Raw genomic sequence first — 24,264 nt, 5'->3', positions numbered from 1 at the left:
GTTGAAATTTGCAAGTCTGGGCAGCGGCAGCGAAGGCAACGCGTTACTCATCTCAGCCGCATCCGGTACGACCACCACTACGGTCATGCTGGATTGCGGCTTTAGTTTGCGTGAAACCGAACGGCGTCTGGCGCGTGTCGGCAAGCAAGCGGCCGACATTGCCGCGATTGTCGTCACGCATGAGCACGGCGACCACGTCGGTGGCGTATTCAAATTTGCGCGCCGTCACGGTACTCCGGTGTGGATCACGCGTGGCACCTATGCTGCGGTAGCATCCGCGTGCGACGGCGTTGATCTGCACTTTTGTCGTGACGGCGATGCGCTGGCCATCGGCGATCTGCAATTGCATCCCTACACTGTGCCGCATGATGCACGCGAGCCGGTCCAGTATGTCGCCACCGACGGCCGTTACCGGCTCGGTGTGCTGACCGATGCCGGCCAATCCACTTCTCATTTGGTTCAGGCGCTGCATCTGTGCGATGCGCTGATGCTGGAATGCAATCACGACCGTCAGATGCTGGCCGATTCCGCCTATCCCATGTCGCTCAAGCGACGGATTGGCGGTGACTACGGACATCTGGCCAACGACACCAGTGCCGAAATTCTGGCGGCGCTGGACAAGTCCAGATTGAAGATGGTCGTCGGTGCCCATCTGAGTTTGAAAAACAACACTCCGGAATTGGCGCGACAAGCGCTGTGCAGCGTACTCGGTACATCTGCGTGCGAAGTGAGGATCGCTTGCCAGGAAGAAGGCTTTGACTGGATCAGTGTCGGCGGGTGAGTGTTGCCGGCCGGCCCGATGATGCGGAAGGGGAACCGGCAGCGGAATTGCAGACGTAAAAAAAGCCGACCAATGGTCGGCTTTTTCAATAATCGCTAGATTATTTTGCTGGTGCTGCGTCAGCTGGCTTAGCGTCAGCTGCTGGTGCTGCATCAGCTGGCTTGGCATCAGCTGCTGGAGCTGCTGCATCAGCGGCTGGAGCTGCTGGTGCTGCTGCTGGAGCTTCAGCTGCTGGAGCTGCTGGTGCTTCAACTGCTGGTGCTGGTGCAGGTGCTGGAGCTTCTTCTTTTTTACCGCAAGCAGCCAGAGCAACGGCCAACAAAGCTGCGATCAACAGAGTTTTTTTCATGAAATATTCCTTCAATAATAATCAAAATTTTGCGATGAATAATTACCGGTAATTATCGCTCTACAGGACGTTTTCGCCGTCTTCATAAGCTATGGAACAACGAAAGCTTTCCAGCCCGATATTATAGCCACATTTTAAGAATGTGACATGCGAATTATTCTTTTGTGTAAGATTTTGTAAGCCAAACGCGCACTTGTCAGTTTTTCGTCAGCCCTTTATTCATGCCGCTTTCCGGCCTTTTGACAAAAACCGGACCCATGCTGGCGGCGGGGTTTTGTATTTTGTCAAGTCAGCGCCCGCGAGCAATCGGCCGCGCGTGCGAACGCGGCCGCAGACATTACGCGTCCAGACTGAGCCAGCCGTCCTCATACCAGACCTGGAATGCTTCGAGCACATCCACCGATGCTTTGGCCACAGCGTCGCCGCTGAGCGCACGGTCATTCGCCAGCGCAGCGAGCAGGATTTTGTCTTCGCGTCCCACGGCAAACGACTCGCCGTTGATGAACACGTTCTTCTGGCGGTACAGCATCTGGGTTTTGCGCGCCAGTTTGACGCCGCGTTTCTTGGCGGCCTGGACGAAGCGGGCCGGCGTCAGCGGTTTGTCGACCGGGTCGAAGAACACGCTGGCTTTCGGTTCGGACAAATACTGGCCGAGGAAAATCGTGATGTCATCGGCGGTGAACTGCATCTTGTTCAATTCTTCGGCGATGCGTTCCACCATCGGCGTCTGCAATTCGGCCGGATTCTTCGCCGGCGTCAGGTCGGGATCGGCGTAACGGCCGGGCAGGTCGATTGAGTCCGCCATGAATTGCAGGAAGGCTTCACCCAGCTCTTGAAACGCCGGCGCCCGGAAACCGATCGAGTAAGTCATGCATTCGCCGATGGCAATGCCATCATGCGCGTAGTGGGGCGGCAGATACAGCATGTCGCCGGGTTCCAGCACGAATTCTTCTTCATGTTTGAAGTTCTTGAGAATCTTCAGCGGCTTGCCTTCTACCAGCGTCAGATCCTTTTGCGCACCGATACGCCAGCGGCGCTGTCCGTGCGCTTGCAGCAGGAACACATCATAGGAATCGAAATGCGGGCCGACACCGCCGCCATCGGTGGCATAGCTGATCATCAGATCGTCCAGACGGCTGTCGGGAATGAAGCGGAACTGGCGCAGCAGTGCATCGACCGCATCATCATGCAGATTGACGCCCTGTACCAGCAAGGTCCATTGCTTTTGTGTCAATGGCGGCAAGCTGGTCTGCGGCCCGTGTTCCATTTGCCAGTCTTGCTGATTCTGGGTGATCAGGCGCGATTCGACATCCTCCCGCGCCGCCAGCTCGAACAGGGCAGTGCGCTCCAGCAATGGCTTGAAGCCGGGAATGGCCTGACGGATCAGCAACGGCTTTTTGTGCCAGTAATCGCGCAGGAAGGTGGCGGGGCTGATGCCGCCGAGCAGAGTCAGATTTTTCATGGCGACATTATAGAGCCTGTTCCGACGCCTCATGCGTTGATGCCGTTGCATTTCCGCGGACCCGGCGCGAGCGGGTATAATTCTGCCTGCATCAATGAAGTGCATTGGCTTGCGGCATATCTTCTTGTCGAAATTGCACCGGCTTCTTGCGATTACTTACAGAACAGTTATTAGGAAAAGGGGCATATATGAAGATTGCCAAAAATACCGTAGTTTCAGTCAACTACAAATTGTCGGATGCACAGGACGTGCTGATCGAAGAAAGCAAGGAGCCGATGGTGTATCTGCATGGCGGCTACGAAAACACCTTGCCGAAAATCGAAGAAGCACTGGATGGCAAGGAAGTCGGCTATCACACAACGATTCAGGTCGAGCCGCAAGATGCGTTCGGCGAATACGATGCCGAACTGGTCAAGATCGAACCGAAGAACCGTCTGCCATCGCCGCTGGAAGTCGGCATGCAGTTTGAAGGTTCGCCGGACGAAGAAGGTCATGATGCCGTGATCTTCACCGTGACTGAAATCGCTGATGACAAGGTCGTGCTGGATGGCAACCATCCGCTGGCAGGCATTGCTCTGCGTTTCGAATTGAAGGTGACGGAAGTGCGCGCTGCGACGGAAGAAGAAATCCAGCATCAGCACGTGCACGGACCGCATGGTCATCACCACCACGGTGACGATGATGAAGCCGGCGACGAAGGCGACCATTTCCGCAGCCATCCGGTACATTGAACCCGATGCAGAAATAAAAGAACGCAGACTCCGGTCTGCGTTTTTTTTCGTCTGCAGACGGTGCCGGGTGATATCGCTACTTGTCGCGCGTCGTGGTCGCTGCCAGCGAGATCAAGGTGCCGGACTTGTTATTGACGGCCAGTTTGATCCAGCCGGGACCGACGCCGATAGTGCCCAGATTGCGTTTCCAGTTGATCGCCTTCACGGTTTCTGCGCGTTGTGTCGATTCGCTGTGAACCAGCAAGACCTTGCCCGGGAAATCGCCGGCCAGTGTCGTCAGGCGCTGGCGGATTTCAGAAAAACCATCGCGTTGGCCGCGGAACAGAAATGGTCGCTGATGTGGCAAGGTCATGGGATTGGCATCGCAAAACAGGACGATGCCCTTGAGCTTCTTGGAAGAGGCAAACGTGAACAGGCGTTGCAGCCAGTCGCGATTGGCGATCAGGCGATCTTCGAATTCACTGTTGCGTCCGCCGTCCGGCAAGAAGTGGTTGTTGCCCGATGGCAGATTGATGGTGGCAAACAAGATGCTGCCGACTTCCCAGCGGGCATTTTCGGTGTAGGCGCGAAACTTGGGTGTGATCGACTGGCGCAGCACCGGAATCTTGCTGGCGCCGAAGGAAAACTCTTCCTGGAAAAACAGTTCGCGCACGCGATTGAGACGTTCGAGGGCGGCCGACTTTTCGTTGCGGGTCTTGCAGCCGGCCCAGTCACTGGCAGCGAGCGATACCACGATGCCATTTTCGGCCTCATCCAGCACCGCGCGGCGCTCGCCATACAGCGTATCGCTGCATGGCTCCGAAGCGGATTTGATGCCGTTGACGACGACGAACGCGAGATTGTCGGCATCGCTTTCACGGATCGCCTTGCGCAACAGTGAATCGTCTGCGGTGCCGACGAACGAATGGCCGATGACACCAAATTGAAACGCTTCCTGTGCGTGCGCCGCGCTTGCCAGCAGCAAGCTCAGCGCCAGCGTCAGGAAAGACAGCTTTTTCATGCGTTGCTACCCAGTTGTTTCAGGTGATACAACGCCGCCAATGCTTCACGCGGGGTCAGGGCATCGGGATCAATGTCGGCCAGCGCTTCGGCTACCGCATGGGCTGCCGGGTCTGATGCGCCTTGATGATGTGCATCTTCGATTTCATCGTCATCACTGACCGGCGCATTGAATAAGTCGAACTGCGGCGTCGACTGTACCGAATGCGCTTCCAGCGCGCTCAGATGCTTGCGCGCCGCGCGGATCACGGCCGGTGGTACGCCCGCCAGTTGCGCCACTTGCAAACCATAGCTTTGCGATGCCGGTCCGGCTTGCACCGCATGCAGGAACACGATGCTGTCCTTGTGTTCGACTGCCGACAAGTGGACATTGGAAGCGCTGGCATGAATTTCCGGCAATTGCGTCAATTCAAAATAATGGGTGGCAAACAGTGTGAAGCTGCGGGTGGTTTCGATCAGATGTTTGGCAATCGCCCACGCCAGCGCCAGGCCATCGAAGGTCGAGGTGCCGCGTCCCACTTCATCCATCAGCACCAGTGAATTTTCAGTGGCATTGTTGAGAATCGCGGCCGACTCGGTCATTTCCACCATGAAGGTAGAACGGCCACCGGCCAGATCGTCCGCGGCACCGATACGCGTGAAGATACGGTCGATCGGACCGATCACGGCACTGCGTGCCGGCACGAAACTGCCGACGTACGCCAGCAGCGTGATCAGCGCCACCTGGCGCATGAAGGTCGATTTACCACCCATGTTGGGGCCGGTGATCAGCAACAGCTTGCGTTCGGCGCTGAAGGCGCAGTCGTTGGCGATGAAGCGTTCAATCTGGTTTTCCACCACCGGATGGCGGCCTTGCTCGATCAGGATCGAGGGTTCGGCCACCAGTTGCGGTGCGCACCAGTTATTGCGCGCAGCGTGATCGGCCAGCGCCACCAGCGTATCGAGCTGGGCCAGCGCGTGGGCAATATCCTGCAGGGTGGTGATATGCGGTGCCAGGTCTTGCAGCAGGCGCTCATACAGAAATTTTTCCCGTGTCAGCGCGCGTTCCTGTGCCGACAAGGCCTTGTCTTCGAAGGCCTTCAATTCCGGCGTGATGTAACGCTCGGCATTTTTCAGTGTCTGCCGGCGGCGGTAATCATCCGGTACCTTATCGGTCTGACCGTGCGTGACTTCGATATAAAAGCCATGCACCTTGTTGTATTCGACGCGCAGATTGGCAATGCCGGTGCGGGCCCGTTCCCGCAATTCGAGATCGATCAGGAACTGGCCGGCGTTTTCCGACAGGCCGCGCAACTCGTCCAGATCGGCATCGAAGCCGCGTGCGATAACGCCGCCGTCGCGCACCATGGCAGCCGGCTCCAGCAAGATGGCGCGTTCCAGAAGATCAAGACATTCGCCGGGTGTGGCCAGTGCATGTTGCAACGTCAGCAGCAACGGCGCATCCGCATCGCCGCTGCACATGGCGACATACGCGCGCAGCGAACCGAGTTGCTGCAAGCCGGCGCGCAGTCCGGCCAGATCGCGCGGCCGGGCCGACAGCAGGGCAATACGGGTGGTGATGCGTTCGATATCGGGTACTGCTGCCAGCGTGGTCGACAAACCGGAGCAGGCGTCGGTGCGCATCAGCGCATTGACGGCGGCGTGACGGGCGCGCGCGACTTGCTGATCGCGCCGCGCATGATGCAGCCAGTGGCGCAGCAGACGCGAACCCATCGCAGTACGGCAATGGTCGAGCAGCGAAAACAGCGTTGGCGCCAGTGCTGACGTGTCCTGGGTGCGAATGGTTTCGGTCAGTTCCAGATTGCGGCGGGTGGCCGCATCGAGGCCGATGAATTCGTTTTCGGATTCGACGGTTAATGCCCGCACGTGCTGCAAGCCCTTGCCCTGAGTCGATTGCGCATAACGCAGCAAAGCGCCGCCGGCACCGATGGCGGCTGTCAGGCCGGCCGCGCCGAAACCATCGAGCGTGGCCACCGACAATTGATCCAGCAAGGCTTTTTGCCCGCTCGGCAAATCGAAATGCCAGTCGGGAACGGTAGTGGCCTTGCCCGGCAAGATATGCATAAAGGCATCGTTCTGGGTATCGCCGAGCAGAATCTCCGCCGGCGAGATGCGTTCCAGTTCCTGCTTCAGACGGCTATCGAGCAGGCTGCCATCGGCGCTGAATTCCATTATGTTCAACGCGCCGCTGGCCATCGACAACCATGCCAGACCGACAGTCACGCTCTTGCGTTGCTTGTGGCTGACCACATGCACGGCCAGCAACGGCCGGTCGGACTTTTCCGGCAACAGATCGGAATCGGTCAGGGTGCCGGGCGTGATGACGCGCACTACCTTGCGTTCTACCGGTCCCTTGCTGGTGGCCGGATCGCCGATCTGTTCACAGATCGCCACCGATTCGCCGAGCTTGATCAGCTTGCCGAGATATTGATCGGCCGAGTGAAACGGAATGCCGGCCATCTTGATCGGCGTGCCATTGGACGAGCCGCGCTGGGTCAGCGTGATGCCCATCAGGCGCGACGCCTTTTCGGCGTCGTCGAAAAACAGTTCGTAAAAATCTCCCATCCGATAAAACACCAGCGTGGTCGGATAGTCTGCCTTGATGCGCAGATACTGGATCATCATCGGTGTGTGTTTTTCGGCGCCGTTGCTGGCACTAACGTTGGCCGGGCTGGTATCAGGGGTGGATTTTTTGATTGAGGTCATTTAGTCTTGCAGACAACGTTTATCGACGTCATCGTCCTGCGGATATGGTTTATTTTGCAATTCTACAGTGTGCGGGCGGCCCAGAGGAAGGGAATGGCGCATGCCGGCTCATCATATCCGGTGGCGTACCTCGCTGGCGATCATAAAAATGGTGCGGTGTTCCGTTTTCGGGAGAACACCAGCACCGGATGGCATCTGGTTTGATTTGCCGGCGGGGAATCATGACAATGTCTAGATGGGCAGGGCGCTGCCGTTTATCAATCGTCAACAGTCTGTTGCTGGTTGCGGCGGGAGGGATGGCGTGGCAAGCGGATGCCGGCGGTAACGCTGCGGTGCCGGTACGCAAGGTCGCGATCGGCTTTGCCGGGCCACTGACCGAGCGCACCGCGCAGAGTGCACGCGAGGGCGCCGAGCTGGCCGTGGCGGAAGCCAATCAGCGCCAGTTGAAACTGACGCATGGCGCTGAGCGCCTGCAGTTTGAAATGCTGACGCAGGATGATAAAGGCGATCCCAACAGCGCCGGCTTCGCGGCGCAGTACTTCATCCGCTCGGAAGTCGTTGGTGTCATCGGGCATTGGTCTACCGGTGCCGCACTGGAGCAGTGTCCCCACTGGCAGGCTTTTCAGAAAAGGTATGCGGGCATGTTTGGCAAGCCGCCGATTTCGTTTTCGCGCTATGCGTATAACGCCACCACGATTCTGATCGATGCCGTGCGCCAGGCAGATTCGCTGGACACCGCGAAAATCACGGCCGCACTGCATCGCGGAAAATATCGCGGATTAAGCGGAGAGATTGCCTTTGACAAGGATGGCAATGCACTCCACTTTTTCTATACGCTGTATCAGTACGGCACTCCCGCATGGCAAGCCATCAAGGGATTTGCCTGGCACCGTGAAGCCGGTTGCTGATCAAGGCTGACGCGCGTGCACACACACTCCCGCTGAATAAGTCGCCGCAATACTGCGGTCATCGCCCAGCATCGCCAGCGCGAACAGTTGTTCTTCGAGGCTGTCGGTGGTGGCGCTGCGGCGTGCCAGCAGGGGCGTGGCCTTGGGGTCGAGCACGATGAAGTCGGCTTCGCAGCCGGCGCTGAAATTGCCGATGGTGCCTTCCAGCTGCAGCGCTCTTGCGCCGCCCAGCGTGGCCATGTAGAACATGCGTTGCGCCGCCAGATGGACGCCGCTCATGCGGCCTACCTTGTATAACTCATTCATGGTGACCAGCATCGAAAAGCTGGTGCCGCCGCCGACGTCGGTGGCCAGTGATACCGGCATCTGCAATCTGTCGGCGGCGGCGAAGTCGAACAAGCCGCTGCCGAGGAACAGATTGGAGGTCGGGCACACGGTCGCCACGGATCTGGTGGCGGCCATGCGCGCGCGGTCGGCGTCGTCGAGCCAGATACAGTGGGCGAACAGGGCGCGTTCGCGCATCAGGCCGCAACGGTCGTAGACATCGAGATAGCTGCGGGCGTCGGGGAACAGTTGCTTGACCCACGCCACCTCATCGGTATTTTCGGCGACGTGGGTCTGGATATACGTATCCGGATATTGGGTGGCCAGTTCGCCGGCCAGTTTCAATTGTTCGTCGCTTGATGTTGGTGCGAAGCGCGGCGTGATGGCGTACAGTTGGCGGCCCTTGTTATGCCAGCGGCGGATCAGGTCGGCAGTGTCGCGGGCGCTGCTTTCCGGTGTATCGAGCAAGAACTCCGGGGCATTTCTATCCATCAGCACCTTGCCGGCGATCATGCGCAGATTGCGTGCATGGCTGCGGCTGAAGAAGGCATCGACCGATTGCGGATGCACGGTGCAATAGACGGCAGCGGTGGTGGTGCCGTTGCGCAGCAATTCAGCGAGAAAGAAATCGGCCACTTCGGTGGCATGCGAATTACTGCCGAAGCGGCGTTCGGTCGGGAAAGTGTAGGTGTTGAGCCAGGGCAGCAGGCCGGAGGCCGGCGAGCCGATGATGTCGGTTTGCGGATAGTGAACGTGGGTGTCGATGAAGCCGGGCGCGATGATCTTGCCGCGATAGTCGTGCACCTCGCAGCCGGCCGGCAGCGTCGGCACCAGTTTGCTGTAGTTGCCGGCGGCCACCACTTTGCCGGCGGCCACAATCAACAGGCCATCGGTATGCCACAGCGTGGCGTCGTCATCGAAGGCGGGATCGTTACGGAAATGGAGCAGGCTGGCGCGATAGGCTTGCACGTGGGAAGTCATGATGGTCCTTGATCTTGGCTGGTGCCGGCGCACGCGGAACGGAACCGCAAATGCACCGGCGTCAGGCCACAACTGAATGAGAGGGTAGAGCGATTACTGCTGCAGGCGACGGTCCGGACTGTTCAGTGCCGGCCGTCCAGCAGGTGTGTCGCGAGTACTACGCCTGGCTTTCGTTGTGGTTGCTGCGCTCGCAGTTCCCATAATTGCATCAGTTGCGCCACCACCGCAATCGCGATGCTGGCGGGTTCCTTGCCATAGATGCCCGGAATGCCGATCGGGCAGGTCATCTTGTTCAACTGTTCCGGCTTGATACCGCGCTCTTGCAGGCGGTGCTCGAATTGTTTGCGCTTGGTGTACGAGCCGATCAGGCCGAACCAGGCGATATCCTTGCGCTTCAGAATGCGTTCGCTGAGTTGCTGATCCAGCGCGTGGCTGTGCGTCATCACCAGAAAGTAGGCGCCCGGTTCCGCCTGATCGACCATGGCGTTGGGCACATCGGTGGCTTCCAGCGTCACTTGCAGTGGCAGGTCGGCCGGGAACATGTCTTCGCGTTCATCGACCCACAGGATACGGCATGGCAGCGTCCCCAGCACCCGCACAATGGCGGCGCCGACATGGCCGGCGCCGAACAGCACCACTTGCGGCTGATGGGCGCGGCAGCGATCCAGCAGCCAGCGCTGGCCATCGCGGTCGGTGGCGATATGGGTGCCGTTGGCATCGCGGAACATGGTGGCCGTGAGACCGTTGTCAGGTGCGCTGTGGTCACAGGCTTCACCTTCCAGTTCATACAGCAGCGTCGGCGTCTCCGATTCCAGCGCGACGGCGCGCCAGACGTCGATGCCATCACGCCAATGCTGTTCCAGCGCATTGAGCAGCAGGCCGGTATTCGGTTCGCGCACGCGATCGACCCGTTCGAACGCGAGAAACACGACACCGCCGCAACACTGCCCCAGGCTCGGGCCGAGTGCAATGCGCTCGAGCCGGCGCACGCTGCCCGGCAGCACCGGGTCGGCATCCAGCATGGCACGTGCAATCTGCGCCGCGCGCCATTCCAGATGGCCGCCGCCGATGGTGTCGTACTGATCGCTGGCCGTATACACCATGCGCGCACCAGCCTCACGCGGCGTCGACCCTTGACTGGTCGCTACCGTTACCAGTACTGCCGGGGTGGCGCTGGTGTGCAAGTCTTTCAGTGCGGCGAGCCAGGTGCTCATGAATTCTCCTCAAAAGATATACGGTTATTGTAGGGCTTATTGCATCGCTTATTGTGTCGCTTGTTGCACGGCGCCACGCGCAGCCTTGACGGCGTCCACGGCATCGAGAATTGCTTCGCTGGTCGCCGGCGCCCGCAACGGCGGATTGATGCGCTTGTCACCGACGGCGGCAACGGCGTCGCGGATCGCCAGGAATACCGAGAACGGCAACAGCAACGGCGGCTCACCGACGGCCTTGGAGCGGTGGATGCTGTCTTGCACGTTGCTGTTCTTGAACAGCTTGACCCGAAAATCTGCCGGGCAATCCGAAATCGCCGGAATCTTGTAGGTCGACGGCGCATGCGTCATCAGCTTGCCATCCTTGTTCCACCACAATTCTTCGGTGGTCAGCCAGCCCATGCCCTGAATGAACGCGCCTTCGACCTGGCCCAGATCAATCGCCGGGTTGAGTGCTTCGCCGGCATCGTACAAGGCATCGGCGCGCAACAGTTTCCATTCGCCGGTGAGGGTATCGATCACCACTTCCGAGACCGAAGCGCCGTAAGCGTAGTAATAGAACGGATGACCATTCATGGTCTTGGCGTTCCAGTGCACGCGCGGGGTTGAGTAAAAGCCGTCGGACCACAACTGGATGCGCGCGGTGTAGGCCAGCATCACCAGTTCCGGGAAACTGAGCGATTGGGCACCGGCGCTGACGATGCCATCGGCAAAGCGGACTTCGGCCACATCGACACTAAAACGCTGCGCCACAAATGCCGCCAGTCGTTCGCGAATCTGCAAGGCCGCATGTTGCGCGGCTTTGCCGTTGAGATCGGTGCCGGTGGAGGCGGCAGTGGCGGAGGTGTTGGCGACCTTGCTGGTGTCGGTGGCAGTACAGCGCACCCGGTCCAGCCCGAGACCAAGCGCATTGGCGACTACCTGCGCCACCTTGGTATTGAGACCCTGACCCATTTCGGTGCCGCCGTGATTGACCAGTACCGAGCCATCGGTATACACGTGCACCAGCGCACCGGCCTGATTCAGATGCGGCACATTGAAGGAAATGCCGAACTTGACCGGCGTCAGCGCCAGGCCTTTTTTCAGGATCGGGCTGGCGGCATTGAAGGCATCGATGGCGCGGCGGCGTTCCTGGTATTGGCTGCTGACTTCCAGTTCATCGACCAGTTCGTGAATGATGTTGTCTTCCACCTTTTGGCCGTAATGCGTGACGTTGCGCGCATCCGGACCGTCGGCATCGCTGCTGCCGTAGAAGTTGGCGCGTCGTACCGCCAGCGAGTCCAGACCCAGATTGCGGGCGATTTCATCGACGATATATTCAATCGCGATAGCGCCTTGCGGTCCGCCGAAGCCGCGGAACGCGGTGTTCGATTGGGTATTGGTCTTGCCGCACATGGCGTGGATTTCGACATCCGACAGATAATAGGCATTGTCGAAGTGACAGACAGCACGGGTGGCGACCGGACCCGACAAGTCGGCGGAAAAGCCGGCGCGCGAAATCATGTCGATGCGGGCCGCCAGAATACGGCCGTTGTCATCATAGCCGACTTCATAATCGTAGGCGAAGCAGTGGCGCTTGCCGGTGACGATCATGTCGTCATCGCGGTCGGCGCGCAGCTTGACCGGACGCCGCAGGCGCGCGGCGCCGACCGCAGCGGCGCAGGCCCACAGTGCCGATTGCGATTCCTTGCCGCCGAAACCGCCACCCATGCGGCGGCATTCGACCAGTACATCATGCGAAGACACATGCAAGACATGCGCTACGTGATGTTGCATTTCGCTTGGATGTTGGGTCGAGCAGTGGACATGCATGCCGCTGCCTTCCTTGGGAATGGCGTAGGAAATCTGGCCTTCCAGATAAAACTGTTCCTGACCGCCGACATCGAACTTGCCTTGCAGCTTGTGCGGCGCAGTGGCAAAGGCGGCGACGGCATCGCCGCGTTTCAGGTGCATTGGTGGCAGCACATAGGATTGCGCAGCATGGGCGGCACGCGGTGTCAGGATGGCCGGCAGTTCGTCATATTCGATGACGCCCAGACGGGCAGCGCGGCGGGCGGCATCGTGGCTTTCGGCAACTACCAGGAAGATGGGCTGGCCAATGTATTGCACCAGGCCATCGGCCAGTACCGGGTCGTCGTGGATGATGGCGCCGCATTGGTTTTCGCCGGGAATATCATCGGCGGTAAATACGGCCACCACGCCGGGGGCTGCCTTGACTTTGCTGAGGTCGATGCTGCGAATGGTGGCATGGGCTTTTTGCGACAAGCCCAATGCGCCATGCAGCGTGCCTTGCAATTCGACGATGTCGTCGGTATAGGTGGCTTCGCCGGTGACGTGCAGAATCGCCGATTCGTGCGGATGCGGTTTGCCGACTTCCTTCCAGGCTGGCGCGGCCGCCAGTTTTTCAGACATGAATTGTTCGGTTTGCTTGTTCATCATGATCCTTGGTAACGCATTTCTCTTGCTGCCTCAAGCAATCTGTGTCGCGGCAGTACCCAGCGCGAAAGCGCGCAGCGAGGTGGGCGCCAGCGGCGCCTCGGCCCGGGTTTCCAGCCAGTAGCGATATAACAGATTCTGCGCCGTTTTCATGCGGTATGCCGATGAGGCGCGCATATCCGATAACGGTGCGTAATCCTGCGCCAGCAGGGCGATGGCAGCTTGCACATTGGCCTCGTTCCAGTCCTTGCCATTGAGCGCGGCTTCCGCCAGTGCCGCCCGTTTCGGGGTCGCCGCCATGCCGCCGTAGGCGATGCGGGCAGCCGTCACCTTGCCATCGGCGAGAGCGAACGCAAAGGCGGCGCATACCGCAGAAATATCCTGATCGAAGCGCTTCGACAATTTGTAGGTGCGGAACACGATGCCGGGACGCGGTAACGGAATCCGCACCGCCTTCACGAATTCATTCGGCAGCAATGCCGATTTTTGATAGGCCAGATAAAAATCTTCCAGCGGCATGCTGCGTTCACCATCGACACCATGCAAGACGATGTGGGTGCCGAGCGCAATCAGCCACGGCATCGAGTCGCCAATCGGCGAGCCATTGGCGACATTGCCGCCGAGCGTGCCGGCATTGCGCACCGGCAGCGAAGCAAAGCGTTGCCACAGTTCCGACAACTCTTGCGGGTAATGCGCATGTGCCGCCGCATAAGATTTTTCCAGCGTGACGCCGGCGCCGATCTGCAACCAGCCATCCGCTTCGCTGATGCTTTTCAATTCGTCGACCTGGCCCAGGTAGATGATGTCGCCAAGGTCGCGCATGTGTTTGGTGACCCACAAGCCGACATCGGTGGAGCCGGCCAGAATGCGCGCCTTCGGCAGTTCGGCGCGCAAGGCCGAGAGTTGCGCCAGCGTGCGTGGGGCATGAAAGGTCTGGCCGTTATAGCTGACGCTCAGAGGTTCGCGGCGCTGCAAGCCGCGCAAGGCATCCGCCACCTGCGCGCGGTCAAAGCGCACGCCGGGCAATTCGCCCATGCGCCGCGCGGCATCGATGATGGGGCGGTAACCGGTACAGCGGCACAGGTTGCCGGACAGTGCGTCATCGATCTCGCGGGTAGTCGGCGCGATATCGCTTTGTTCATGTTGCAGATACAGGTTCCACAGCGACATCACAAAGCCGGGCGTGCAAAAGCCGCATTGCGAACCGTGACATTCGACCATCGCCTGTTGCACCGGATGCAGGCAGCCATCGCTTTGCTTCAGATCTTCCACGGTGAACAAGGCCTTGCCATCGAGGGTCGGCAAGAATTGAATGCAAGAGTTGACCGTGTTGAGTTCCAGCCGCTCGCCACGCAGTTCGCCGACCACCACGGTACAGGCGCCGCAATCGCCTTCAGCGCAACCTTCCTTGGTGCCGGTGCAATGCAAGTCTTCGCGCAAATGCTGCAAAACGGTGCGCGTATTGGCCTGGCCTGCCACTTCATGCGTGGCGCCGCGAAAGTAAAAACGAATCGGTTCTGACATGGTCTGTTGGCTCTGTTGAAATACAAATACGAATGGCTGAATCAATGTCTCACTGCACTGCTGTTACGTCTGCTGATTTTTGCGCAATGACACTGTGGACCATGTCATTGCGCAAGCATCCTGCTTGTCTCCTGCGACGGCGCTGCCGATTGCCGCCGGCGCAGGACGTGTCATGTTCCTTAGCCGCCCAGATAAATCAGCTTGAACAGGAATACCGCAGCGATGATCCAGATCACCACCGAGACTTCCTTGATGCGGCCGGTCAGCAGCTTCAGTGCGGCATAGCTGATGAAGCCCAGTGCCAGACCGTTGGCAATCGAATACGTGAATGGCATGATCAGCGCAGTGATGACTGCCGGTACGCATTCGGTCGTATCGTTCCAGTCGATGTCGGCCAGTTCGCGCAACATCAGGCAAGCCACAAAGAACAGCGCCGGTGCCGTAGCGTAAGCAGGAACCACGCCAGCCAGTGGCGCCACGAACAGACACAGCAAGAACAACACGGCAATGGTGACTGCAGTCAGGCCGGTGCGACCACCAGCCTGCACACCCGCTGCACTTTCAATATAGGCGGTGGTGCTGGATGTGCCAAGCAGAGAACCCGCCACAATCGCGCCGCTGTCGGCCAGCAAGGCTTTGTTGATGCGTTCCATCTTGCCGTTCTTCAGGAGCCCGGCGCGTTGCGCCACGCCCATCAGGGTACCGGTGGCGTCAAACAGTTCGACCAGGAAAAACACCAGCACCACGTTGATCAGACCCATCGCCAGTGCGCCCTTGATGTCGAGCTGGAACAAGGTCGGTGAAATCGATGGCGGCGCCGAAAATACGCCGGTGAAATGGTTGCCGCCAAAGAAGAAACTCAATACCGTGACCGTCAAAATGCCGATCAGCATGGCGCCACGGAATTTCAGACGATCCAGTGCCACGATCACGATAAAGCCGATAGTGGCCAAGACTGCCGGCGCCTGATGCAAGTCGCCGAGCGACACCAGCGTGGCCGGGTTGGCCACCACAATGCCGGCGTTCTTGAGGGAGATCAGTCCGAGGAACAAGCCGATACCCGCCGGTATCGCGGTGCGCAGTGACGGCGGAATGCTGTCGATAATCAGTTCGCGGACCTTGAACAGACTGACCAGCAAGAACAGGCAGCCGGAAATGAACACCGCGCCCAATGCCGCCTGCCACGGCATGCCCATGCCTTTGACCACGGCATACGCAAAGTAGGCATTGAGCCCCATGCCCGGCGCCAGGCCGATCGGGTAATTGGCATACAAGCCCATGATCAGGGTGCCGACTGCCGCCGCCAGACAGGTGGCGACGAATACCGAATCCTTGGGCATGCCGGCGTCGCCCAGAATCGAGGGGTTGACGAAAATGATGTAGGCCATCGTCAGAAAGGTGGTCAGGCCTGCCAGCAATTCTGTGCGGACGGTGGTGCCGTTGTCGCTCAGCTTGAAAAACTTGTCCAGAAAAGTCATCTGTGTGTCTCCTGATTATTGTGCTTTTGTATGTGCGTTCATATTCTTCGCTGCCGATCCTGTCCGGAGGCGGGCTGCGACATGCCGCAGGTACCGGCGGGCGGCCTCATTCCGTTGTGGATCGTGCTCAGCGTCTGTAATGTCCTCTAAATTTAAAGGTGCAATGTAAGTCATATGAAATATTCACTATAGGTTTGCGGATATATGGTCGGCGTGGCCCGAAAACAGGGCAAAATCCGGCCCGGCAGGTGCCTCATTTGTGGCGTTGGCGGCCATTCGGATCAGGCTTTGGTCCAGTAGCCGGGTTGCGCATAGACTTCTTTCAGATAGTCGATGAAAAACCGAGTCTTGGCCGGCAAATGGCGTTGTTGCGGGTAGACCGCCATGATGTCGTAGTGCGGCAGCGCATAGTCATCCAGCACGGTGATCAGGGCGCCGGTCGCCAGTTGCGCCTGAATTTCCCAGGTTGAGCGCCACGCCAGACCCAGACCTTCGCTGGCCCAGCGGTGCAGCAATTCACCATCGTTGCAATCGAGATTGCCTTGCGCCTTGACGATCACCGGTTTGCCGTTTTGCTGAAAATACCAGCCGCGCTGTTGTCCGCCTTGCAAGTTGAAGGCCAGACAATTGTGTTGCGCCAGATCATCCAGCGTCTTTGGAATACCGTTGCGGTGCAGATACTCCGGCGCCGCACATACCACGCGCCGGTTGCTGGCCAGCTTGACGGCCACGAAACTGGGTTCGATCACGCCGCCGATGCGAATGCCGAGGTCATAACCTTCGCGCACCAGATCCACCACGCGGTCGGTCAGATTGAACGATATCTGGACTTCCGGATTGGTCGCCAGGAAGTGCGGCGCATGCGGCGCCACATGCAAACGGCCATAAGCCGCCGGGGTCGACACCACCAGATGGCCGGTGGCTTTGTGACGACCTTCGGCAATGCTCTTTTCCGCGACTTCGATTTGCTCCAGCAACTTGCGGGAGTGGTCGAGGAACACGCTGCCTTGTTCGGTCAGTGTCAGATGGCGGGTAGTGCGATGCATCAGTTTGGTACCGAGCCGTTTTTCCAGCGCATCGATACGCCGGCCCAACATCACCGGGGTGATATCAGCCTCCAGTGCAGCGGCCGCCAGGCTGCCTTTGTCGACTACCGACACGAAGGCTTCGATCTGTTTGAGTTTGTCCATAAAACCTCTTGATTAGATACTTTTCGTATATTTCCATACTTTTTGTATTGAATAAACAGATATTTCATCCTCTTATCGTGCGAAATTATTCCGGATAGCATGTGCCTCAAGAACTGAATACGTGCAGAGAAATTCGTCGGCAGTCGCCCGGTCCGCTCTGCACATGGCATAACCTGGAGGATATATGGCAAAGATGAAAGCAGTAGACGCCGCAGTATATGTACTGGAAAAAGAAGGTTGCCTGCAGGCATTCGGTGTGCCGGGTGCAGCGATCAATCCATTCTACGCGGCACTCAAGCGGCATGGCGGCGTCAAGCATGTGCTGGCACGTCACGTCGAAGGTGCGTCGCACATGGCAGAAGGTTATACCCGCGCCAATCCCGGCAATATCGGTTTGTGCATCGGCACTTCCGGTCCGGCCGGCACCGATATGATTACCGGCTTGTATTCGGCGCAGGCGGATTCGATCCCGATCCTTTGCGTCACCGGGCAGGCGCCGCGTGCGCGTCTGTATAAAGAAGATTTCCAGGCAGTCGATATCGAGTCGATTGCCAAGCCGGTCACCAAGTGGGCGGTCACCGTGCGCGAACCGGCGCTGGTGCCGCGCGTATTCCAGCAAGCATTCCATCTGATGCGTTCCGGCCGTCCCGGCCCGGTGTTGATCGATATGCCGTTTGACGTACAAATGGCCGAGATCGAATTTGATCCCGATACCTATGAACCGCTGCCGGTCTATCGGCCATCGGCATCGCGCGCCCAGATCGAAAAAGCGCTGAGCATGCTGAATGCCGCCGAGCGGCCATTGCTCACCATCGGTGGCGGCGTGATCAATGCCGACGCTTCGGCGCTGGCGGTGGAATTCGCCGAGCTGACCGGCGTACCCGTGATTCCGACCCTGATGGCATGGGGGGCGATTCCCGATGACCATCCGCAAATGGCGGGCATGGTCGGTTTGCAAACCAGTCATCGTTACGGCAACGCCAGCATGCTGGCTTCCGACTTCGTGCTCGGTATCGGCAATCGCTGGGCCAATCGCCATACCGGCTCGGTCGATGTCTTCACCAAGGGTCGCAAGTTCGTGCACGTGGATATCGAACCGACCCAGATCGGCCGCGTCTTCGGTCCGGATTACGGCATCGTGTCCGATGCCAAGGCCGCATTGACACTGTTCATCGAGGTGGCGAAAGAGTGGCAGGCCGCCGGCAAGTTGCCGGATCGTTCAGCGTGGCTGGCCGAGTGTCGGGAGCGCAAGCGCACCTTGCAGCGCCGCACCAATTTCACCGAAGTGCCGATCAAGCCGCAACGCGTCTACGAAGAAATGAACAAGGCCTTCGACCGCAACACGTGCTACGTCAGCACCATCGGCCTGTCGCAGATCGCTGCCGCGCAATTCTTGCATGTGTACAAACCGCGCCACTGGATCAATTGCGGTCAGGCCGGCCCGCTCGGCTGGACCATCCCGGCTGCACTCGGGGTCTGCGCTGCCGATCCGCAACGCAAGGTCGTGGCGATTTCGGGCGATTACGACTTCCAGTTCATGATCGAAGAACTGGCGGTGGGTGCGCAATTCAATCTGCCGTATCTGCATGTGGTGGTGAACAACTCCTACCTCGGGCTGATCCGTCAGGCGCAACGCGGTTTCGAAATGGATTACTGCGTGCAGCTGGCATTCGAGAATATCAATGCGCCGGAACTCAACGGCTATGGCGTCGATCACGTGGCGGTAGTGGAAGGTCTCGGCTGCAAGGCGATCCGCGTGCGGGACCCGAATGCAATCCAGGATGCGTTTGCGCAAGCCAAGCGCTGGATGGAAGAGTATCGGGTGCCGGTGGTGGTGGAAATCATTCTGGAACGGGTGACCAATATTTCAATGGGTACCGAGATTGATGCGGTCAATGAGTTTGAAGAACTGGCGACGCGGCGGGAGCACGCGCCTACGGCGGTCAGTTTGCTGGATTGAGGTTTGGCTTTGGTTCTTTCTGCGGTGAAGCAAGCGGGGGGCTCTCCTGTGGGCAATGCCGAAGGCGAGCCGGCATTACGTTTCCGCATTGAGTCGCTGCCGTTGGGGACGGGTGGTAATCGGATAAAGAAGCGAAACTTGTCTGAGCGCAGCGAGCTTCCCGATTGCCGCCTGGCACCAACGGGAACCCGAAGGGCAGCGGCTTTGCGGTCGTCTTCTTTTGCTTGCTTTTCTTGACGAAGCAAGAAAAGTGAGTAGCTGCGGGGCTACCCCCCGCTTGCTTCACCGAAGAGAGAAAAAACAAAACAGCAACAACAAAACAGCAACAACAAAAAAATCATCAACGATTCAATTATCCGCAATACAAAAATACGCAAAGGAGTATCCATCAATGACCAAGCTTGCCGCCAACCTCACCATGCTGTTCACCGAGCTGCCTTTCATGGAGCGCTTTCGCGCTGCCGCTCAGGCCGGCTTCAAGGGGGTGGAATTTCTGTTTCCCTATGCCTTCCCGCCGCAGGAAATCGCCGAACAGTTGCGCAAGAATGAGCTGGAACTGGTGTTGCACAATCTGCCGGCCGGTAACTGGGAAGCCGGCGAGCGCGGCATTGCCTGCCACCCGGATCGCATCAGCGAATTCCGTCAGGGCGTCGATGAAGCGATTCGCTATGCCGGCATCCTCGGCGTCAAGCAACTCAACTGCCTGGTCGGGATTGCACCGCAAGGGGTGAGCGCTGAGCGCGTGCGCAGTACCTTGCTGGACAACCTCAAATTCGCCGCCGACAAATTGCAAGCCGCCGGCATCCGGCTGCTGATTGAACCGATCAATCATTTCGACATTCCCGGCTTTTATCTGAACACCACCAAACAGGCGGTGGAGCTGATCATGGTCAGCGGTTCCGGCAATCTGTTCGTGCAATACGACATCTATCACATGCAACGCATGGAAGGCGAACTGGCCAACACCATCAAAGCCAATCTGTCGCTGATCCGGCATGTGCAACTGGCGGACAACCCGGGACGCGGCGAACCGGGCAGCGGCGAAATCAATTACCGCTACCTGTTCGGCTTCCTCAACGAGATCGGTTACACCGGCTGGATCGGTTGCGAATACAAACCGCGCGCCGGTACGGTGGACGGTCTGGGCTGGCGTGCGGCACACGGCGTTTGACTATTTCGGGTTTGAACACTTTATAGATACAGGAGAATCATCATGGCAAAAGTAGGCTTTATCGGACTGGGCATCATGGGCGCGCCAATGGCGGAGAATCTGCAAAAGGGCGGCCACAAGCTGTATCTGCATGACCAGAAAAATCCGCCGGCTGCGCTGATCGAAGGCGGCGCCACGGTCTGTACTTCCGGCGCCGAAGTGGCCAAGCGTGCCGATATCGTGATCGTGATGGTACCCGATACGCCACACGTGGATGCCGTGTTGTTTGGTGAGAAGGGCGTGGCCGAAGGCTTGTCGGCCGGCAAGCTGGTGATCGACATGAGTTCGATTTCGCCGATTGCCACCAAAGGCTTCGCCAAAAAAATCAACGCGCTTGGTTGCGAATATCTGGATGCGCCGGTATCCGGCGGTGAAGTCGGCGCCAAGGCAGCCTCGCTGACTATCATGGTGGGCGGGAACGAAGCGGCATTCAATGATGCCAGGCCCTTGTTCGAATTGCTCGGCAAGAACATCACGCTGGTGGGTGGCAATGGCGATGGCCAGACCACCAAGGTCGCCAACCAGATCATCGTGGCGCTGAATATTCAGGCCGTGGCCGAAGCGTTGCTGTTTGCCTCCAAAGCCGGCGCCGATCCGGCCCGCGTGCGGCAGGCATTGATGGGCGGCTTTGCGGCATCGCGGATTCTGGAAGTGCATGGCGAACGCATGGTCAAGCGCACGTTTGCGCCGGGCTTCCGTATCGAATTGCATCAGAAGGATTTGAATCTGGCCCTGCAAGGGGCGAAGGCACTCGGCGTCAGTTTGCCCAATACCGCCGCCGCCCAGGAATTGATGAACTCATGCGCGGCGCATGGGTTGAGCGGCCTCGATCATTCGGCGCTGTGCCGCGCCATTGAGCTGATGTCGAACCATCAGATCGCAGAAGGCTGAAGTCATACGCCATTGCGATTTGCCGACTGGCGGCGGGCCTGAATCTCGCCGCCAGTTTTTTATCATGCCTGTTGAGGAATTCCATGCCGCTTCATCCCCGCCAGTTTTTGCTCGATCTGTATGCCAGCGCAGTTGCGGCGGCCAGTGCAGAAAAGTCGTTGCCGCCTTATTTGTCACCCTATCTGCCACGACCCGCAGCCGGTCGCACGATTGTGATCGGTGCCGGCAAGGGCGCGGCGGCGATGGCGCAGACGCTGGAACAGCATTGGCAAGGACCGCTGTCGGGACTGGTGGTGACGCGTTACGGGCATGGCGCTGATTGCCGCCGGATCGAAGTGATCGAAGCTGCGCATCCGGTGCCGGATGAAGCCGGTCGCGGCGCTGCCGCCCGCATGTTGCACATGGTACAGGGCTTGCAGGCCGACGATCTGGTGCTGTGCCTGATTTCGGGCGGAGGGTCGGCGTTGCTGGCATTGCCGGCAGAGGGTATTTCACTGGCCGACAAACAGGCATTGAACAAGGCGTTGCTGCACAGCGGCGCTACCATTTTTGAAATGAATTGCGTGCGCAAGCATTTGTCGGCCATCAAAGGCGGACGGCTGGCACTGGCTTGTGCACCGGCGCAGGTGGTGACGCTGATGATTTCGGATATCCCCGGCGACGATCCCGGCATCATCGCCAGCGGCCCGACGCTGGCCGATGCTACGACCTGTGCCGATGCCTTGGCGGTATTGCGCAAGTACGCGATCAATGTACCGCCGGCAGTGTTGCAACATCTGGAATCGGGGGCCGGTGAAACGCCGAAGCCCGGCGATGCGCGGCTGGCCGGCAATACCCATCACGTGATTGCCACCGCGCAGCAAGCCTTGCAGGCAGCGGCGGCGACCGCGCGCGCGGCCGGGGTGACACCGTATATCTTGTCGGATGACATGGAAGGCGAGGCCCGCGATATTGCACTGGCGCATGCGGCCATTGCGCGCCAGGTGGCCGTGCATGGACAACCGTTTCAAAAACCGTGCGTCCTGATTTCCGGTGGTGAAACCACCGTCACGGTACGCGGCAGCGGACGCGGCGGCCGCAATGCCGAATTCCTGCTGGCGCTGGCCAATGCGCTCGACGGTGCCGAGGGAGTCCATGCAATTGCCTGCGATACCGATGGCATCGACGGCTCGGAAGACAATGCCGGTGCCGTGTATCAGCCGGATTCGCTGGCGCGGGCGCAGCAACACGGATTACAGCCGCGCGCCATGCTCGACAACAACGATGGTTACGGATTTTTCAGTGCGCTCGATGATCTGGTGGTGAGCGGTCCGACCCGCACCAACGTCAACGACTTTCGCGCCATCCTGATTCTGTAAGCAAGTAACCCCGGTCCGGATGTCCTCGCGCCGCATTTTTTCACATTCCCTATTTCAAGGAGGCCGTCCATGCGACGCCAACGTCAAGCAAAAATCGTCGCCACGCTCGGCCCCGCCAGCGATAGCCGCGACATGATTCAGGCGCTGTTCCAGGCCGGCGCTGATGTGTTTCGTTTCAATTTCAGTCATGGCAGTCATGCCGATCATCAGGCCCGCTATCAAATAGTGCGCGAAGTCGAACAGCGGGTCGGCCGCCCGATTGCGATTCTGGCCGATCTGCAAGGGCCGAAATTGCGTGTCGGCCAGTTCAGTACCGGCAAGGTCATGCTGGAAGCCGGTCAGGAATTCACGCTCGACAGCGACACCTCGCCCGGCGACCAGCGCCGCGTCTGCCTGCCGCATCCGGAGCTGTTTGCCGTTATCGGCACCGGTCAGTCACTGTTGCTCGATGACGGCAAGTTGCGCTTGCAGGTCGTGGACGCCGCCAATGGCAGCATTCGCACTCGCGTAGTCAATGGCGGCGTGCTGTCGGATCGCAAAGGCGTCAATGTGCCGGATGCGGTGCTGCCGATTCCGGCCCTCACGGAAAAAGATAAACGCGATCTGGCATTTGCGCTGGAACTCGGGGTCGACTGGATTGCCTTGTCGTTCGTACAGCGGCCGGAAGATGTATTGGAAGCGCGGGCACTGGTGGCGGGGCGGGCAGCAATTCTGTCCAAGCTGGAAAAGCCGGCGGCGCTGGACCGGCTGGAAGAAATCGTGCAAGTCTCGGACGCCATCATGGTGGCGCGCGGCGACCTTGGGGTGGAGCTGCCACCCGAACGGGTACCGGGAACGCAAAAGCGTATCTTGCGTGTCTGCCGGCAACTCGGCAAACCGATCGTGATCGCGACTCAAATGCTGGAATCGATGATCGTCAGTCCGGTGCCGACGCGGGCCGAAGTGTCGGATGTGGCCAGCGCCATTTACGACGGTTCGGACGCGGTGATGCTGTCGGCCGAATCGGCCAGCGGAGCCTGGCCGGTGGAAGCGGTGGCGATCATGGACCGCATCATCAATGAAGTCGAACGCGATCCGCTGTATCGCAACATGCTCGATGCGCAACATGAAAAGCCGCAAGCCAATCGCGCCGATGCCATCTGCTCGGCATTGCGTGACGTGACCCAAATTGTCGGCGCGACGGCCACCGTGACCTACACCAGCTCGGGTCACACCAGCTTGCGTGCTGCACGTGAACGGCCGATGGCGCCGATCCTGAGTATCACGCCGCGCCTGACTACGGCACGCCGGCTGGCATTGGTATGGGGCGTGCATTCCACCATCAGCGATCAGATTCATAATGAAAGCGAAATGGTCAACGCCGCCTGCCAGACCGCATTGCGAGAAGGCTTCGCCAAACCTGGCGATCAGATTGCGATTACTGCCGGCATGCCGTTCGGACAACCGGGCAGCACCAATCTGTTGCGGCTGGCGGAAGTGTGGGGATAAGCGCAGTTCAGGCGCAAGCGGGCAGATAAAGACCAGAGCCCATCCCGCAACGGCGCGGAACAGGCCCTGGGTACCGCCATGAAATCGTGTTGCTCAAGATTGCCAGGATCATCCCGACGATGTCCGGGCACTGCTTTTTCTGGCCACAGCCATGGGAAAGACGATCTTGCCTCACGCAGAATGCGCTTGCCATTGTGATCAGATTGCGCAGTCCGGTGCAGATAATATTCTTGCTTCAGCAATGGATATATTTTGTCGGCATTGAAGTTTTATCGAT

18 protein-coding genes are annotated in these 24,264 nt (G+C 59.1%); 9 read left to right on the top strand and 9 right to left on the bottom strand.

Annotated features, from left to right (window positions below; translation table 11 throughout):
• Nucleotide 1: 1 nt before the first annotated feature.
• The gene (locus AKL27_RS11840; protein WP_050463032.1) at nucleotides 2-781 is read left to right on the top strand and encodes an MBL fold metallo-hydrolase; all 780 of its coding nucleotides are present in this window, start codon (nucleotides 2-4) and stop codon (nucleotides 779-781) included.
• A 144-nt stretch (nucleotides 782-925) separates the two neighbouring features.
• Complete coding sequence (locus AKL27_RS28135; protein WP_050463031.1) at nucleotides 926-1,132, top strand: hypothetical protein; 207 nt, start codon at nucleotides 926-928, stop codon at nucleotides 1,130-1,132.
• Between the two features lie 335 nt (nucleotides 1,133-1,467).
• Here AKL27_RS28135 and AKL27_RS11830 read toward each other — a convergent pair whose 3' ends face one another.
• Complete coding sequence (locus tag AKL27_RS11830) at nucleotides 1,468-2,592, bottom strand: cupin domain-containing protein (protein ID WP_050463030.1); 1,125 nt, start codon at nucleotides 2,590-2,592, stop codon at nucleotides 1,468-1,470.
• Between the two features lie 188 nt (nucleotides 2,593-2,780).
• Here AKL27_RS11830 and AKL27_RS11825 point away from each other — a divergent pair, with 188 nt between their 5' ends.
• Nucleotides 2,781-3,323, top strand: a complete 543-nt coding sequence (locus AKL27_RS11825) for an FKBP-type peptidyl-prolyl cis-trans isomerase (protein WP_050463029.1) — start codon at nucleotides 2,781-2,783, stop codon at nucleotides 3,321-3,323.
• 76 nt (nucleotides 3,324-3,399) lie between these two features.
• Here AKL27_RS11825 and AKL27_RS11820 read toward each other — a convergent pair whose 3' ends face one another.
• Both AKL27_RS11820 and mutS read right to left on the bottom strand, forming a co-directional pair.
• Entirely contained in the window at nucleotides 3,400-4,323 is a 924-nt protein-coding gene (locus tag AKL27_RS11820; RefSeq protein ID WP_050463028.1) for a hypothetical protein, read from the bottom strand.
• Nucleotides 4,320-7,028: a DNA mismatch repair protein MutS gene (mutS, locus tag AKL27_RS11815; protein WP_083439008.1), complete on the bottom strand. Its 2,709-nt coding sequence runs from the start codon at nucleotides 7,026-7,028 to the stop codon at nucleotides 4,320-4,322. The genes AKL27_RS11820 and mutS overlap by 4 nt, the downstream gene beginning before the upstream one ends.
• Nucleotides 7,029-7,255: 227 nt before the next feature.
• Here mutS and AKL27_RS11810 point away from each other — a divergent pair, with 227 nt between their 5' ends.
• A complete protein-coding gene (locus AKL27_RS11810; protein ID WP_198155953.1) occupies nucleotides 7,256-7,936 on the top strand; it encodes an ABC transporter substrate-binding protein in 681 nt (226 codons plus the stop codon).
• Here the strand turns inward: AKL27_RS11810 and guaD are convergent, their stop codons facing one another.
• The 6 genes from guaD to AKL27_RS11780 all read right to left on the bottom strand — a co-directional run bounded on the left by guaD (nucleotide 7,937) and on the right by AKL27_RS11780 (nucleotide 17,080).
• The gene (gene guaD, locus AKL27_RS11805) at nucleotides 7,937-9,241 is read right to left on the bottom strand and encodes a guanine deaminase (protein ID WP_050463026.1); all 1,305 of its coding nucleotides are present in this window, start codon (nucleotides 9,239-9,241) and stop codon (nucleotides 7,937-7,939) included.
• Nucleotides 9,242-9,363: 122 nt separating this feature from the next.
• Nucleotides 9,364-10,455 carry a xanthine dehydrogenase accessory protein XdhC gene (xdhC, locus tag AKL27_RS11800; protein WP_050463025.1) on the bottom strand — a complete coding sequence of 364 codons (1,092 nt, stop codon included), beginning with the start codon at nucleotides 10,453-10,455 and terminating at the stop codon, nucleotides 9,364-9,366.
• 48 nt (nucleotides 10,456-10,503) lie between these two features.
• Complete coding sequence (gene xdhB / locus AKL27_RS11795; protein ID WP_050463024.1) at nucleotides 10,504-12,888, bottom strand: xanthine dehydrogenase molybdopterin binding subunit; 2,385 nt, start codon at nucleotides 12,886-12,888, stop codon at nucleotides 10,504-10,506.
• Between the two features lie 33 nt (nucleotides 12,889-12,921).
• Nucleotides 12,922-14,412, bottom strand: a complete 1,491-nt coding sequence (gene xdhA / locus AKL27_RS11790) for a xanthine dehydrogenase small subunit (protein WP_050463123.1) — start codon at nucleotides 14,410-14,412, stop codon at nucleotides 12,922-12,924.
• 179 nt (nucleotides 14,413-14,591) lie between these two features.
• A complete protein-coding gene (locus AKL27_RS11785; RefSeq protein WP_050463023.1) occupies nucleotides 14,592-15,890 on the bottom strand; it encodes an NCS2 family permease in 1,299 nt (432 codons plus the stop codon).
• 281 nt (nucleotides 15,891-16,171) lie between these two features.
• On the bottom strand, nucleotides 16,172-17,080 hold the full coding sequence (locus AKL27_RS11780; RefSeq protein WP_050463022.1) for a LysR family transcriptional regulator: 909 nt from the start codon (nucleotides 17,078-17,080) through the stop codon (nucleotides 16,172-16,174).
• Between the two features lie 184 nt (nucleotides 17,081-17,264).
• Between AKL27_RS11780 and gcl the strand changes: the two genes are divergently transcribed.
• The 5 genes from gcl to pyk all read left to right on the top strand — a co-directional run bounded on the left by gcl (nucleotide 17,265) and on the right by pyk (nucleotide 23,987).
• Nucleotides 17,265-19,040, top strand: a complete 1,776-nt coding sequence (gcl, locus tag AKL27_RS11775; protein ID WP_050463021.1) for a glyoxylate carboligase — start codon at nucleotides 17,265-17,267, stop codon at nucleotides 19,038-19,040.
• A gap of 391 nt (nucleotides 19,041-19,431) precedes the next feature.
• A complete protein-coding gene (hyi, locus tag AKL27_RS11770; RefSeq protein WP_050463020.1) occupies nucleotides 19,432-20,211 on the top strand; it encodes a hydroxypyruvate isomerase in 780 nt (259 codons plus the stop codon).
• Nucleotides 20,212-20,253: 42 nt separating this feature from the next.
• On the top strand, nucleotides 20,254-21,141 hold the full coding sequence (locus tag AKL27_RS11765) for a 2-hydroxy-3-oxopropionate reductase (protein ID WP_050463019.1): 888 nt from the start codon (nucleotides 20,254-20,256) through the stop codon (nucleotides 21,139-21,141).
• A gap of 83 nt (nucleotides 21,142-21,224) precedes the next feature.
• A complete protein-coding gene (locus tag AKL27_RS11760; RefSeq protein WP_050463018.1) occupies nucleotides 21,225-22,499 on the top strand; it encodes a glycerate kinase type-2 family protein in 1,275 nt (424 codons plus the stop codon).
• A 69-nt stretch (nucleotides 22,500-22,568) separates the two neighbouring features.
• Nucleotides 22,569-23,987 carry a pyruvate kinase gene (pyk, locus tag AKL27_RS11755; protein ID WP_050463017.1) on the top strand — a complete coding sequence of 473 codons (1,419 nt, stop codon included), beginning with the start codon at nucleotides 22,569-22,571 and terminating at the stop codon, nucleotides 23,985-23,987.
• Nucleotides 23,988-24,264 lie beyond the last annotated feature (277 nt).

This window comes from Herbaspirillum autotrophicum (assembly GCF_001189915.1).
Taxonomy (GTDB): Bacteria; Pseudomonadota; Gammaproteobacteria; order Burkholderiales; family Burkholderiaceae_D; genus Herbaspirillum; species Herbaspirillum autotrophicum.
The sequence above is the reverse complement of the archived record's forward strand: the minus strand, read 5'-3'. Positions and strand labels throughout refer to the sequence as shown.

Coding starts and splice junctions, on each gene's coding strand:
- gcl (WP_050463021.1), top strand. CDS start 17,265: ATGGCAAAGATGAAAGCAGTAGACGCCGCAGTATATGTACTGGAAAAA.
- AKL27_RS11830 (WP_050463030.1), bottom strand. CDS start 2,592: ATGAAAAATCTGACTCTGCTCGGCGGCATCAGCCCCGCCACCTTCCTG.
- hyi (WP_050463020.1), top strand. CDS start 19,432: ATGACCAAGCTTGCCGCCAACCTCACCATGCTGTTCACCGAGCTGCCT.
- AKL27_RS11780 (WP_050463022.1), bottom strand. CDS start 17,080: ATGGACAAACTCAAACAGATCGAAGCCTTCGTGTCGGTAGTCGACAAA.
- pyk (WP_050463017.1), top strand. CDS start 22,569: ATGCGACGCCAACGTCAAGCAAAAATCGTCGCCACGCTCGGCCCCGCC.
- xdhC (WP_050463025.1), bottom strand. CDS start 10,455: ATGAGCACCTGGCTCGCCGCACTGAAAGACTTGCACACCAGCGCCACC.
- AKL27_RS11760 (WP_050463018.1), top strand. CDS start 21,225: ATGCCGCTTCATCCCCGCCAGTTTTTGCTCGATCTGTATGCCAGCGCA.
- AKL27_RS11820 (WP_050463028.1), bottom strand. CDS start 4,323: ATGAAAAAGCTGTCTTTCCTGACGCTGGCGCTGAGCTTGCTGCTGGCA.
- guaD (WP_050463026.1), bottom strand. CDS start 9,241: ATGACTTCCCACGTGCAAGCCTATCGCGCCAGCCTGCTCCATTTCCGT.
- xdhA (WP_050463123.1), bottom strand. CDS start 14,412: ATGTCAGAACCGATTCGTTTTTACTTTCGCGGCGCCACGCATGAAGTG.
- xdhB (WP_050463024.1), bottom strand. CDS start 12,888: ATGAACAAGCAAACCGAACAATTCATGTCTGAAAAACTGGCGGCCGCG.
- AKL27_RS11825 (WP_050463029.1), top strand. CDS start 2,781: ATGAAGATTGCCAAAAATACCGTAGTTTCAGTCAACTACAAATTGTCG.
- AKL27_RS11785 (WP_050463023.1), bottom strand. CDS start 15,890: ATGACTTTTCTGGACAAGTTTTTCAAGCTGAGCGACAACGGCACCACC.
- AKL27_RS11810 (WP_198155953.1), top strand. CDS start 7,256: ATGTCTAGATGGGCAGGGCGCTGCCGTTTATCAATCGTCAACAGTCTG.
- mutS (WP_083439008.1), bottom strand. CDS start 7,028: ATGACCTCAATCAAAAAATCCACCCCTGATACCAGCCCGGCCAACGTT.
- AKL27_RS11765 (WP_050463019.1), top strand. CDS start 20,254: ATGGCAAAAGTAGGCTTTATCGGACTGGGCATCATGGGCGCGCCAATG.